Below are 13,747 nucleotides of genomic sequence, written 5' to 3' on the forward strand. Positions count from 1 at the left end.
CCTGAGCCAGGATCAAACTCTCCATGAAAGTTGAGTTCAATTGCTCATTTCAAAACTGACGAGATTATAAAATCTCATTGTTGATCTCACCGTAAGGCAAGATCGGTTTAACTCACTCGTTGTTCAGTTTTCAAAGATCAATTCTGTTTCTTTCGCTTCGACAACCTCTCGTCTCAGCAACTTTTATAGTATATCACGTTCCAAGCAACTTAGCAAGCACTTTTTTGAGGCTTTTTAAATTTGATGGATGCTGTGATTAACATCATCGCTCGAAGCGACAAGAAATAATATATCACAGCATCACGGCTAGAGTCAACCTAGTTAGCTCAGGAAATAACTTCCTCAATATGGAGCTGCCTTTGCTGCATCAAATTTATGATCTGTCCCTCAATAGATACCATTGGACGTGTGGGGTGCTGGCTGTCTGTAAATACAATCTCTCCTACCTTTTGCGAGCTGAGCTTAACCTTGGTTCCATGATGCAGTGCAGTTACCTTTTGAATAAAGGTCTGCACAATGACGGGATCCAGCTTGCCGAATGCCTCCAGCTGAATCTGCTCCAGGACCAGGTATGGGGACTGCGCGCTGCCATAGAACTTGTCCAGCGTCATCGCGTGGAAAATGTCAGTCACGGCCACAATCTTGGAATAGATATGGATCTTGCTTCCGTCCAGCTTCAGAGGATAGCCAGAACCGTCCACTTTCTCATGGTGCTGAAGCGCGGCAAGACGTACGCCCTCATTAATAGCGGCTACATTCTTGAGGATCTGATAGCCGTACGTGGTATGCCGGCGCATCTCCTCATTCTCTTCCCCGGTAAGGCGGTTCGGCTTGTTCAGCAGCAGAGGATCAATCCTTACGTTTCCGATATCATGCAGTAGTCCTGCAAAGGCGACCTGAATCCAGTCCTTCGACGGGAGGCCCAGCCATTGGGCGAGCTTGTACGAAGACAGCGCACACAGAACCGCATTATGGTATCGATAATCATTCCGATTGGTCATGCGTGGAGCAAATTTGAGAACATCATACTCTTTTTGGTGCTCCATCAGATGCTCCATCTGCTTTCGGACCTCATAGATGCGCAGCTCGCCAGCAATGGCGGATTGATAGCAGGACTTCACCAGCGTCAGCATTCTATCGTATTCTTCATGCAGCGGCAGATCCTTCTTGAAGGACTGCTCATGAGCTTCTGGACTCACATCGGGGTCAGCAAACAGCAGAGAAGGCTTCTGTCCTGCTGTTTTTACGGCCGGAATCTTGTTGCCATCCCCCTCGGCACCTTCGATATCGACCTGCTGCACCATAAATGCTTTGAGAACGTCCAGATCCCGGGGCAGCAAAATCTTCCCCTTCTGCATCAAAAGGCCGCCCAAAGGCGTATGTACATCCTGGGTTAATTTGACTCCGGCTTTTAAATCACTAACGGATTTGATCGTCATGATTAAACCTCTCCACCTGTTCTGTCAACGGATTCCTTGCGCTTGGTATACAAATTTTTACTTATTTATCCATAGTATATTACTACCTGATCCATCTGCACAAGGCTTATCTCACGTAAAAAAAAGAAAGCATGGATGCTTCCAGCACCCATGCCCCTCTCTTGCTGCCTACACATCCTGCTCAGTCGAAGGCTCGTCTCCTTCAAATGGAGCATCTTCATCCTCATCCTCAGCAGGCTCCTCGCTCTTATCTACACGGCAGACGGTCGCCACATGGTCATCCTCGCGAATGTTAATCAAGCGGACGCCTTGGGTGTATCTGCCCATGGTAGAGATGCCCTCCATGCTTGTACGGATAATCGTTCCGCTGGCGGTAATCACCATCAGGTCCTCTTCCGATTTCACGACCTTCAGGCTGACAACAGGACCGTTCTTCTCCGTTACATTAATCGTCTTGATGCCGCGTCCGCCGCGGGTCTGGGAACGATAGTCTGAGACCGGTGTACGTTTGCCGTAGCCCTTGCTCGTAACGATCAGGATATCCAGCTCCTTGTCCACCACATCCATGCCGATGACAGAATCCCCGTCGCCCAGCGTAATGCCCTTGACTCCGGTTGCACTCCGTCCCATGGATCTGACGTCACTCTCTCCGAAGCGTATAGACATCCCGTGTGCGGTACCCATAATGATCTCCTGCTGGCCGTCGGTCAGCTTCACATCGATCAGAGAATCCTCTTCCCGCAGATTAATGGCGATCAATCCGCCCTTGCGGATGTTCACATAATCCTCGAGCGGTGTTTTTTTCACGATACCTTCACGGGTGGCAAAGAACAGATAGTCATTGTTCTCAAAGCTCTCTACCGGAATAACAGCGTTAATGGTCTCTCCCTGTTCAATCTGGATCAGGTTGATGATCGGGGTTCCACGTGCAGTCCGGCTCAGCTCTGGAATCTCATACGCCTTCAGGCGGTACGCCTTGCCCTTATCCGTGAAGAACATGAGATAGTGGTGCGAATTGGTACCGAACAGGTGCTCCACGAAATCCTCGCTCTTCGTCCCCATACCGACCACGCCCTTGCCGCCGCGCTTCTGACTCCGATAGGTGTTGGCAGGCAGACGCTTGATATAGCCAGTATGGCTGATCGTAATGATAACCTCTTCGCGTGGAATCAGGTCTTCATCCAAAATGCTGTCCTCGCCCACAATAATCTCTGTGCGACGATCATCATTAAAGCGTGACTTGATCTCTTCCAGCTCATCGCTGATGATCTGCAGCACAAGAGATTCATTAGCCAAAATTTCTTTCAGCTCGGCAATCTTGGTCAACAGCTCCTGATATTCATTCTCGATCTTCTCACGCTCGAGACCTGTCAGGCGCTGCAGACGCATATCCAGGATGGCCTGAGACTGCTCATGGCTAAGCCCAAAGCGCTCCATCAAGCCCTCGCGTGCCGCCTCTGTGGTCTGTGAAGCCCGGATTAGAGCAATAACCTCATCCAGATGATCCAGCGCAATACGGAGACCTTCGAGAATATGGGCTCGTGCTTCTGCTTTTCTTAATTCGAATTCTGTACGCCGGCGAATAACGATCACCTGATGATCCAGGTAATGGTGCAGCACATCGCGCAGGTTCAGGATCTTCGGCTCATTGTTCACGATCGCGAGCATGTTGATACCGAAATTAGACTGCATCGCAGTATGCTTATACAAGTTATTCAGCACCACGTTAGGATTCACATCGCGTCTGAGCTCGATTACAATACGCATCCCGTTACGGTCGGACTCATCGCGCAGATCTGTAATGCCGTCAATCCGCTTCTCACGCACCAGCTCTGCAATCTTCTCCACCAGCCGCGCCTTATTCACCTGATAAGGAATCTCATGCACCACGATCCGGGCCTTGTGATTGTTCTCCTCAATGGTAGCCTTCGCGCGCATCGTCACTGAGCCCCGGCCGGTCTGGTAAGCCTGGCGAATGCCGGCGCGCCCTACGATATAACCGGAGGTTGGGAAATCCGGGCCCTGAATGTAATCCATCAGCTCCAGCGGCGTAAGGTCCGGGTTCTTGATCAGTGCCTGAACGCCGTCGATGACTTCACCCAGATTATGCGGTGGAATATTGGTAGCCATTCCGACCGCGATCCCCGATACGCCGTTGACCAGCAGATTCGGATAGCGCGCCGGCAGCACAACCGGTTCATGCTCTTCTCCGTCATAGTTCGGTGCAAAATCAATCGTTTCTTTATTAATATCCCGCAGCATTTCCATTGCCAGCTTGGATAGACGGGCTTCGGTATAACGCATTGCAGCCGCCATATCTCCGTCAATGGAGCCAAAGTTACCGTGGCCGTCGACCAGCATATAGCGCATGGAGAAATCCTGAGCCATCCGTACCATGGATTCATAGACCGCAGAATCACCGTGCGGATGATACTTACCAATGACCTCACCGACAATTCTTGCGGACTTCTTATAGGGTTTATCGGGTGCCATGCCAAGCTCGGACATCGCGTACAAAATACGGCGGTGTACCGGCTTCAGTCCGTCACGCACGTCTGGCAGAGCCCGGCTGACAATGATACTCATCGCGTAATCCATAAAGGATTCACGCATTTCCGTACCGATGTCACGATCTTTAATTTGGGAGAAATTTTCTTCCGCCATGCTGGGCCTCCTTCATTTTCCTATCAACCATGCCCTCATCTATGTGAAAAAAGCAGAAAAGTAACCATGAAAACGTCTGCATATACCCATAATTATATTACTTTCACAAAAAGAGTACAATTAAACGTCAACGCACTCCGGCCTATGAAAACTGTACTTTTTGGCTTCAGGCTAGGGATACGCCCTGCCTTCTGCATCCATCTTCACATACACTGCAAAGCAAGGGATTTGAATAATTCTTCGAAAAGAAATGCAAATCTTCGCATCTTTATATTATACCATTGTTTGCAGTCCTTGTCCTGACTTTTCAAGAGACCGGACCCCAATGAAACCGGAAAGGAATGAGCAAGGTTGACTGTACAACGCGTTTCCAGCAAATGGGCTAAAACAAAGATCCTGCTTCTTAACAAAGACCTGGCCTCCTATGTACCGGATACTCGAATTTACTCCTTGTCGGAACTGCAGCAGATGCTTGATGCGTACACTCTCGTATACATCAAACCGGATCAGGGCACGTACGGCAACGGGGTTATGTGTGCTGAAAAAGTTACAGTTCCGCTGTCAGAGCATTCCGGCGGCATTTCCGCCCAGTACATCCTTCGCTATGAAACCAGCACGGAAGCCTATAAAGAGCTCGACTCGCTGCACAGGGCGATCACCCAGCTTTGCGCCGGCAAAGAATATATTATTCAAAAGGGAATTCGGCTGCTGAAGCAGGGCGGAAGTCCTTTCGATCTAAGAGTGCTTACGCAAAAAACTCCTGACGGCGGCTGGGAAAGCACTGGAATCATCGGCCGGGTCGCCGCCCATCAAAAAATCATCACCAATCATCACAGTGGGGGCACGACCGCCCATTTCAGAAGTCTGATGAAAGAGCATATGAACATGGAGGAAACCGAGCAGCTTCGCCGGAAGCTAAAGGACCTTGGTGTGCGGACCGCAAAGCAGCTACAGAAGAAATACCGAAACCTGAAGGAAATTGGCTTAGATATCGCAATTGATGAACGCTTTGATATCTGGATCCTGGAGGTCAACACCAAGCCGGCGCTATTCCCTTTCAAGAAGTTTTTTAAAAATCCTGCTGTCTACCGCAAGGTCAAAAAATACGCGCTTGCTTATGGGCGCCGCAAGCTCTGAGGCTGCAAAAAAGCGTGCCGCTTTCCATCTCGGGAAGGGCACGCTTTCCATATATTATTTAGATATCCAGGTTACGCACAGACTTGGCATGCTCCTGAATGAAGTCCCGCCGCGGCTCAACATTATCCCCCATGAGGGTATCAAAAATGCTGTCGGCAATAATAGCATCCTCAATCGTAACCTGAAGCATTGTGCGGCTCTCAGGGTCCATCGTCGTCTCCCACAGCTGCGCTGCATTCATCTCACCAAGGCCTTTATAGCGCTGAACGTTAAACTTGGCGTTCTCTCCGAAGCCGGCGATGATTTCATCCCGCTCCCGCTCCGTGCCCGCATAACGGACCACCTTGTTACGCTCCACCTTAAACAGCGGCGGCTGTGCGATATACACGAAGCCCGCTTCGACAATCTTACGCATGTACCGGTAGAAGAATGTCAGCAGCAGGGTACGGATATGAGCTCCGTCTACGTCAGCATCCGTCATGATAATGATCTTGTGGTAACGAGCTTTATCCAGGTCGAAATCATCGCCAATGCCGGTACCGAGTGCCGTAATAATCGCCCGGATCTCGGTATTGGACAAGATACGGTCCAGCCTCGCCTTTTCGACGTTTAGAATCTTGCCCCGCAGCGGCAAAATAGCCTGGAAATGGCGGTCTCTGCCCTGCTTGGCAGATCCGCCGGCGGAGTCGCCTTCGACGATGTACAGCTCACTGATCGAAGCATCCTTGGAGGAGCAGTCGGCCAGCTTGCCCGGCAGTGCACTGACCTCCAGGGCACTCTTGCGGCGCGTCATCTCCCGCGCTTTACGGGCTGCTTCACGGGCACGAGATGCCTGCAGCGCTTTATCCAGAATCCGCCGGGATACCGACGGGTTCTCCTGCAGGAATTCCTGCAGCTTCTCTGAGAAGAGGGATTCCACGATGCCACGTGCCTCACTGTTGCCGAGCTTCGTCTTCGTCTGGCCTTCAAACTGCGGCTCCGGAATCTTGACCGAGATAATCGCGGTTAAGCCTTCACGCACATCGTCCCCGGTCAGATTGCCGCTGTTGTCCTTGATCAAGCCGGCTTTACGGGCATAATCATTAATAATCCGGGTGAGGGCGCTCTTGAAGCCGGATTCATGGGTTCCGCCCTCATGCGTGTTGATGTTGTTGGCGAAGGAATAAATATTCTCGGTATAGCTGTCATTGTACTGCAGGGACACCTCAACCTGAATATTGTCGCGGGAGCCCTCTACATAAATCGGATCCTCATGCAGCGCCTGCTTGTTCTCATTCAGAAATTTCACGTACTCAATGATGCCGCCGTCATATTTGAACCGGTTGCTGGCTCCCGTGCGTTCATCCATCAAGGAAAGGGCAATGCCCTTGTTCAGGAAGGCCAGCTCGCGGATGCGAGTCAGCAGTGTCTGGTAATTGTATTCTGTCGTTTCCGTAAAAATCTCGGGATCCGGCAGGAAGGTCACGGTAGTGCCATGCTCATCACTATCCCCAATCACCTGAATATCATATTGCGGAACACCCCGATGGTATTCCTGCTGATACACGTGGCCATCGCGTTTAACCTGAACGACCACCTTGCTCGACAAGGCGTTCACGACCGAGACGCCGACGCCATGCAGACCGCCGGACACCTTGTAGCCGCCGCCGCCGAATTTACCCCCGGCATGGAGCACTGTCATGACGACCTCCAGCGTGGATTTCTTCAGCTTGGCATTCTCACCGACCGGAATACCGCGACCGTTATCAATGACCGTAATACTGTTATCCTTATGGACGATAACCTCGATCTCATCACAGATGCCGGCCATCGCTTCATCAATGCTGTTATCCACCACTTCCCAGACCAGGTGGTGCAGCCCCTTCTCGCTGGTGGATCCGATATACATCCCCGGACGTTTGCGGACGGCCTCCAAGCCTTCCAGCACCTGAATCTGATTCTCATCATAAGCCGGTTGATTCATAGACATGCCTTCACCTACTTTTACAGATTGTTAAGCCAGTAGCGATCGTTAAGCGTTCGCAGTAAATAAGTTTGCTCGTTTCTTGAGCGTAGCCGAGGAAATAGGAGAATAGTAAACGATGCCCTTGGTCACGACAATGGATTTAGGATCCTCTTCGCCGATAAACTCAACCACCTTGTTCTGCCTGGCATGCGTAATGAACTGCTTGGAGACCTTTGAGGACTTCTCAATCGAAACATCAAAGATGCCAACCAGCTCCGAGGACCGGATAATCTTCTCGCCACCCAAATGAATATAGATTGAAATCCACTCCTTAGAGGTCCACTTGACCGCTGTGAACCGTATAAATGCGGGCATCCTTTAATTTATCAGCATTGAGGCTCTCTACGCCTGTCGCCGTAATGAACGTCTGTACCTTGCTTTGAAAGGTTTCAATCAGCTGTGTCTGACGGTACGGATCCAGCTCCGACAGCACATCATCCAGCAGCAGCACCGGATACTCTCCGATCTCCTCCTGAATAAGCTCGATTTCCGCGAGTTTAAGGGACAGCGCGGTTGTCCGCTGCTGACCCTGGGATCCATACGTCTGCACTTCCTTGCCGTTTATATAAAAGGCCAGGTCGTCTCGATGAGGACCTGCCAGCGTCATGCCGCGTCTGATTTCCTGATCTTTCACTTGTGATAATTTTATCATAAACGCCTCAAATAAGACAGCTTCATCTTCTTCCTCCGTATTGGAGAACGAAGGCAGGTATAGCAGCTGCAGCTCCTCCAGGCCGTTCGTAATCCCCTGATGGATGCTTTCCGCCCACTTTTGCAGCTTTTTTATAAATTGTTTCCTCTTCTTTACAATTTTAACACCGTGCTCAACAAGCTGGGCATTCCAAATATCCAGCATCCCCTGCTGGGAGGCATCCTTCCCCCATAAGCTCTTCAGCAGATTGTTGCGCTGCAGCAGCACCTTCTGATATTGCTGCAGATGAAACAGATAGCTTGGTGTTACCTGTCCGATCTCCATATCGAGAAACCGGCGGCGGATGCCGGGTGTACCTTTTACAATTTCGAGATCCTCCGGAGCAAACATAACCACATTCAGCGTTCCGATAAAATCGCTCAGCTTCCGCTGCTCCAGCCCGTTAATGCGTGCCTTCTTCCCCTGTGTGGAAAGCGACAGCTCCAGCTTCAGGCTGCCGTATTTCTTCTCCACCTCGGCGGCCATATGGGCATGGCTCTGATCAAAAGCGATCAGCTCCTTATCCTTGGAGGTGCGATGGCTTTTGCTCAGGGCAAGAACGAACAGGGCTTCCACCAGATTGGTTTTGCCCTGTGCATTTTGACCGATGATTAAATTAACGTCTCCGAAGGAATCCAGATGCAGGTGCTCATAGTTGCGATAGTGCTGTAAACGGATGTTTTTCACAAACAAGCGGATTCACTCCCTATTGTTGTCGCCGCATTTAGGTGTTTAGCAGCTTCCCTCTTATTGTGCAGCGACCTGGAAGCTTCCGCAATCCTCCACCTCGACCTGATCTCCCGGATACAGCTTCCGCCCTCGGCGCTCCTCGCTCTCTCCGTTTACCTTCACCATGCCCTCCTGCAAAAGAGCCTTGGCCATGCCGCCTGTGGATACACAATCCGCCAGCTTCAAAAATGTATCCAGCTTAATATATTCACTGTGGATAGTTATTAATTTCATATCTGATCCTTTCGGTCCCGCTGATCTGGGGATAACTTTTTAGTTGGTTGTGCGGTACGGCAGGATGATATACATGCTGCGGCTGTCATCCAGAGGCTTCAGAATAATCGGGCTCATCACACCGGTAAAGGCAATCATCAGCTGCTCGCTCTCAACGACCTTCAGCACGTCCAGCATATATTTGGAGTTGAATGAGATTTTCAAAGGCTCGCCCTTGAATTCTGCCAGCTCGAGCTCTTCACGAACCTTCCCCAGCTCGGAGGAGCTCGATGAAATTTCAATGCCTCCATGCTCCATCGTCTGCATGCGCACAATATTTGTTTTCTCCTCTTTGGACAGCAAATAAGCACGGTCGATGGATTCGCTCAGCTTTTTGGTGTCAAGAATGAGTTCTGTTTTGTGCGTAGTCGGAATAATTCTAGTAGTGTCCGGGTAAATCCCGTCCAAAATACGCGAGTAAAAGAGCACGCGGTCGATTTTGAACAGCACTTGATTGTCAGCAACGACAATATCAACGAGGGTGTTCTGGTCTGGCACGATTTTGCTCAGCTCATTCAGCGTTTTGCCTGCAATGACGATATTGTTGAATTTCATCTCCTCAACGCCATCCAGCTTGGCAGAGCGGGTAGCCAGGCGGTGACGGTCCGTTGCCGTAAACTTCAGCTCTCCCTCTGACAAATTCCAGAGCACGCCGGTTAGAATCGGTGTCGTCTCGTGTGTGGAAATGGAGAAGACGGTCTGCTTGATCATATTTTTGAGCAGATCGCCAGGGACAGAGACACTTTGGCTGTCATCAATGCTTGGCAGTACCGGGAATTCTTCAGGGTCCAGGCCAACCATCTGAATTTCGGTAGCACCTGCAGAGATAAAGGTCTGGAAGTTCTCTTTAACCTCCATCTGCACCTCGGAAGAAGGCAGCTTCTTAATAATCTCCACGAAAAATTTAGCAGGCAGCACGACACTGCCGGGCTGGTCCACCTGCACAATGGTCTGCTTCTCATCCTCTGCCGGGATAAAGGATTGAATCGATATATCCGTATCGCTCGCGGTTAAGGTAACCCCCTGGCGGTTCACATCCAGCTTAATCCCGCTCAGAATCGGAATCGTCGTACGGCTGGAAATGGCTTTGGATACATGTTGAATGGATTCGTTCAAAAATGATTTGAGGATACTGATTTTCATAGTTTCACTCCTTGAGCAATTTGAAGAAGCACGGATGATTAAGCATTGCCGGAAAGCATCGTCTTCTCTATGGATATATCTTTATTAATTAATAGTATTAGTAGTAGGGGCGCTGAATATGTGGATAAGCTCGATAAACCCCATAAAATTAAGCCTATCCACATGTGTACAGAGTGTGCATAGGCTTTGGACTTGTTCAGGTAGGGTTTTTGATTTTCTCTGTAATGTTGTTGATAACTTTAAAGAGCTCCTGATCGGCCTTGATCGACTGCGTGATCTTCTCATGGGCATGGATGACGGTAGTATGATCACGTCCGCCAAAAGCCTCTCCGATCTTGGGCAGGGAGTAATCCGTCAGCTCGCGGGACAAGTACATGGCAATTTGCCGCGGAAATGCGACAGCCTTAGTTCTCTTGCGGGCCTTGAAATCCTCAAGCCTTAAATTATAGTACTCGCCAACCTTCTGCTGGATGTCCTGTATCGTGATGATTCTAGGACGGCTCGAAGGAATGATGTCCTTCAGCGCTTCGGCAGCCAGATGGGTCGTGACATCCTGATTCGTCAGAGAGGAATAGGCAACCACGCGAATAAGCGCGCCTTCCAGCTCGCGGATGTTCGTATCAATCTGATTGGCAATGTACATCATCGCCTCATTCGGAATGTCCAGGTTCTCGGCCTTGGCCTTCTTGCGGAGGATGGCGATCCGGGTCTCCAGATCCGGCGGCTGAATGTCGGTAATCAGTCCCCATTCGAAGCGGGAGCGCAGCCGTTCCTCCAGTGTCGGAATTTCCTTCGGCGGCCGGTCACTGGAAATAATAATCTGCTTCCGTTCCTCATGCAGCGCGTTAAACGTATGGAAAAATTCCTCCTGGGTCGATTCCTTCCCCGCCAGAAACTGAATATCGTCAATAAGCAAAATATCAACGTTGCGGTATTTGTTGCGGAAGCTCTCCGCCCGGTTGTCCCGGATGGAGTTGATGAACTCGTTGGTAAACTTCTCGGAGGAGATGTATACCACCTTACTGCTTGGATTGTGCTCCAGAATATAATGTCCGATCGCATGCATCAGATGGGTCTTCCCCAGCCCTACTCCCCCGTATAGAAAAAGAGGATTGTACGCCTTCGCCGGCGCTTCCGCGACAGCCAGTGAGGCAGCATGGGCAAAACGGTTCCCCGAGCCGATAACAAAGGTATCAAACGTGTATTTCTGGTTCAGCATATGCGACTGGATCTCATCGCTGGACACCTGCATAGCCGGTGCCGGCTGCTGTGGTGCAGGCTCCGCCGACTTGACCTCCTCAATCACAAAGCGTACATCCACCTCCTTGCCCAGCACTTCATACACCGTTGTGCTGACCAGCTTGGTGTATCTGCTTTCCAGCCATTCCACGGCAAAGGTGGTTGGGGCGGAGATGATGACGGAGTGATCGTTCAGCGTCATTGCTTTGGTGGCTTTAAACCAAGTGTCAAAGCTCGGCTTGCTCAGCTTGGTTTGTATGATCGATAAGATTTGCTGCCATAGTTCGGAAGTATGGCTTTCCAAAACCGTCACTCCTTTAAATCTCCAAATCCGGCGCCAGGCGCCACAGTACAATTGTCGAAAGAAAATGAATGATGTAGATTTATCCCCAGAGCTAGACCTTTATAAAAACAAAAAAAGATGGATAAATTGAAATTGTTCACAACTTTATCCACAGCCTGTTAATAATATGATGGGTACATTCACATATTCACATCCAAAAGTAATATCATCATAGCAAAAGAGCGCCCTGTTTTCAATGCATGGAAGGAATTTATCCACAAATTCAAGACGTTGTGCATAATTATTATTCACACCACTATATATTGTTTATAAGCTGTTCAGCTTTCGACATCTTTTGAGGAAGAGCGATAAAATTTGTACACAGCTTGTCCGGAACAAAGGGGAGGAAATGGGGATCATGTCGTCCTGTGGATGAATGGAGTCGTGTGAGTGCCTGTGGGTAACTGAGGATCATGGTTTGAAAGAAGTGTTTGTGACGGGAGCAAAAAAAAGCGGCGGCCGCACCGAAGTGCGGTCGCCGCTTTTGGATGAACAGCAGGGGAATCTTGAAATATTAGAAGCCGGCTTGCTCCTGGCTGCGCTGAAACTCCGCAATGGCCTCATAATCCTCTTCCAGCTTGCGTGAAATACGGATGAAAATCGGAAGCAGCTTCTTATAGACAGCGGCGTTCTCTTCTACCGGCCGATGCTCAAAGGTGCCGCCAACCATCTGGCTTACGATGTCGAGGCTGCTGCTGCGGCCGGTGGCGTACAGGCCCAGCACCACCGCTCCGAGACAGGAGCTTTCATAGCTTTCCGGCACGATCACCTGCTGATCGAAAATATCGGCCATCATCTGCCTCCAGATGGGGGAGCGGGCAAAACCGCCGGTGGCATGAATGATGGACGGGCGGCCGACCTGTTCCTCCATGGCTAGCAGGACGGTGTACATATTGAAGATAACGCCCTCTAATACGGAGCGGATCATATGCTCCTTCTGATGATTCAGCGTCAGGCCGAAAAAGGAACCGCGGGCGTTAGGATCCCACAACGGGGCCCGTTCTCCGGTGAGGAAGGGATGAAACAGCAGTCCATTGCTGCCTGGCGGCACCCGCTCCGCGATTTTGGTCAGAACATCATAGGCGCTGATGCCCATCCGTTTGGCCGTTTCGATCTCCGAAGCAGCCAGCTGATCACGCACCCAGCGGAAGATCATTCCGCCATTGTTCACCGGTCCGCCGATCACCCATTTGTTTTCGGTGAGCGCATAGCAGAAAATACGCCCCTTGGGATCGGTCATCGGCTGATCCACCACGGTACGAATTGCCCCGCTTGTGCCGATCGTGGCGGCTACGACGCCAGGCTTGATCGCATCGACGCCCAGATTGGACAGCACACCATCGCTCGCTCCCACTACAAAAGGGGTAGAGGGGGAGAGCAGCATGGCTGCGGCATAGCCGGCATTCAGTCCCTGCATGACATGAGTCGTCGGTACGAGCTCGGAGAGCTGTGACTCCTGAATGCCAGCAATGCGCAGCGCTTCCTGATCCCAGCGTAATGAATGAAGATTCATCATCCCCGTAGCGGATGCAATAGAGTGATCGACGACATATTTTCCAAACAGCTTGTAAAAAATATATTCCTTAATCGAAATAAATTTCTCCGTCCGCTCAAAAATTTCTTTCTCATCCTGGCTCAGCCACATCAGCTTGGTGATGGGAGACATGGGATGAATGGGTGTGCCGGTTCGGAGATACAGCTCATGACCGTTCATCTCCTTCTTCAGGCGACTCGCCCAGTCCGAGCTGCGGTTGTCCGCCCAGGTAATACAACGAGTTAACGCTTTCCCGTCCTTGTCCATCGCGATTACACTGTGCATAGCGGAGCTGAAGCTGACGAACATAACCTCTGAAGCATCAATGCCGCCCTGCAGCATGACGTCCTTCACGGAAGCAATAACCGCCTGAAAAATCTGCTCCGGCTCCTGTTCAGCAATTGAAGGAGTCGGTGTGAGCAGGGGATATTCTTCACCGGCCTTGGCGACAAAATCACCATTGTCCTTAAATAGTACCGCTTTCGTGCTGGTCGTTCCGATGTCTACGCCGATCATATATTGTGATTTCACAGCTTCATTACCTTCCTTT

The 13,747-nt window shown here is 50.5% G+C and carries 10 protein-coding genes; 1 reads left to right on the forward strand and 9 read right to left on the reverse strand.

The genetic code is table 11. The features are described 5' to 3' along the window. Nucleotides 1-326 precede the first annotated feature (326 nt). A complete protein-coding gene (locus tag JJQ72_RS10830; RefSeq protein ID WP_208203689.1) occupies nucleotides 327-1,439 on the reverse strand; it encodes an HD-GYP domain-containing protein in 1,113 nt (370 codons plus the stop codon). Nucleotides 1,440-1,607: 168 nt separating this feature from the next. Next, a complete protein-coding gene (gene gyrA / locus JJQ72_RS10835) occupies nucleotides 1,608-4,103 on the reverse strand; it encodes a DNA gyrase subunit A (protein ID WP_208203690.1) in 2,496 nt (831 codons plus the stop codon). A 351-nt stretch (nucleotides 4,104-4,454) separates the two neighbouring features. Between gyrA and JJQ72_RS10840 the strand changes: the two genes are divergently transcribed. Continuing rightward, nucleotides 4,455-5,240, forward strand: coding sequence for a YheC/YheD family protein (locus JJQ72_RS10840; protein WP_208203691.1), 786 nt, complete (start codon nucleotides 4,455-4,457; stop codon nucleotides 5,238-5,240). A gap of 58 nt (nucleotides 5,241-5,298) precedes the next feature. Here JJQ72_RS10840 and gyrB read toward each other — a convergent pair whose 3' ends face one another. From gyrB to gntK, 7 genes are all read right to left on the reverse strand, one after another. Further along, nucleotides 5,299-7,209, reverse strand: a complete 1,911-nt coding sequence (gene gyrB, locus JJQ72_RS10845; protein WP_208203692.1) for a DNA topoisomerase (ATP-hydrolyzing) subunit B — start codon at nucleotides 7,207-7,209, stop codon at nucleotides 5,299-5,301. Between the two features lie 42 nt (nucleotides 7,210-7,251). Then, nucleotides 7,252-7,503, reverse strand: a complete 252-nt coding sequence (remB, locus tag JJQ72_RS10850; RefSeq protein WP_208203775.1) for an extracellular matrix regulator RemB — start codon at nucleotides 7,501-7,503, stop codon at nucleotides 7,252-7,254. A gap of 13 nt (nucleotides 7,504-7,516) precedes the next feature. Further along, entirely contained in the window at nucleotides 7,517-8,629 is a 1,113-nt protein-coding gene (gene recF, locus JJQ72_RS10855) for a DNA replication/repair protein RecF (RefSeq protein ID WP_138223896.1), read from the reverse strand. Between the two features lie 54 nt (nucleotides 8,630-8,683). After that, a complete protein-coding gene (gene yaaA, locus JJQ72_RS10860; protein WP_138223895.1) occupies nucleotides 8,684-8,899 on the reverse strand; it encodes a S4 domain-containing protein YaaA in 216 nt (71 codons plus the stop codon). Between the two features lie 39 nt (nucleotides 8,900-8,938). Further along, a complete protein-coding gene (dnaN, locus tag JJQ72_RS10865; protein WP_138223894.1) occupies nucleotides 8,939-10,081 on the reverse strand; it encodes a DNA polymerase III subunit beta in 1,143 nt (380 codons plus the stop codon). A 196-nt stretch (nucleotides 10,082-10,277) separates the two neighbouring features. Next, complete coding sequence (dnaA, locus tag JJQ72_RS10870; protein ID WP_138223893.1) at nucleotides 10,278-11,624, reverse strand: chromosomal replication initiator protein DnaA; 1,347 nt, start codon at nucleotides 11,622-11,624, stop codon at nucleotides 10,278-10,280. Nucleotides 11,625-12,177: 553 nt separating this feature from the next. Then, nucleotides 12,178-13,713 (reverse strand): gluconokinase, encoded by a 1,536-nt coding sequence (gntK, locus tag JJQ72_RS10875; RefSeq protein WP_208203776.1) that lies wholly within the window; start codon nucleotides 13,711-13,713, stop codon nucleotides 12,178-12,180. Nucleotides 13,714-13,747 lie beyond the last annotated feature (34 nt).

Source organism: Paenibacillus sp. F411 (assembly GCF_017582705.1).
Taxonomy (GTDB): domain Bacteria; phylum Bacillota; class Bacilli; order Paenibacillales; family Paenibacillaceae; genus Paenibacillus_AQ; species Paenibacillus_AQ algicola.